Below are 236 nucleotides of genomic sequence, written 5' to 3'. Positions count from 1 at the left end.
CCAGCTGCCAAAGCACGTGCTGCTGGTCTCGACGTTGCTGCTCAGGCGGTACTGACGCAAGAGATTACCCCAACAGAGGCACTGGCTGACTATCAAGCGCCATCTAGCATCTCTGACGACAGCGGTAACGAGATTGAAGTCGACTTTAGCGATATCGATAAGCAATTGGCGGGCGTGCAAGCCATCATCGTTGATGAGTGGACACAAGCACTAGACTTGCTAGATAATTTACGTAG

General features: G+C 51.7%; 1 protein-coding gene. It reads left to right on the top strand.

Annotation, left to right across the window (positions count from 1 at the left end; translation table 11 throughout):
* A partial coding sequence (locus tag AAEZ05_RS30185) for a hypothetical protein (RefSeq protein ID WP_350650346.1) occupies positions 1 to 236 on the top strand: 236 nt, incomplete at both ends.

Origin of the sequence: Pseudomonas sp. HY13-MNA-CIBAN-0226, from assembly GCF_040310305.1 — a bacterium.
In the GTDB taxonomy this organism is placed as follows: Bacteria; Pseudomonadota; Gammaproteobacteria; order Pseudomonadales; family Pseudomonadaceae; genus Aquipseudomonas; species Aquipseudomonas gregormendelii.
The sequence above is the reverse complement of the archived record's forward strand: the minus strand, read 5'-3'. Positions and strand labels throughout refer to the sequence as shown.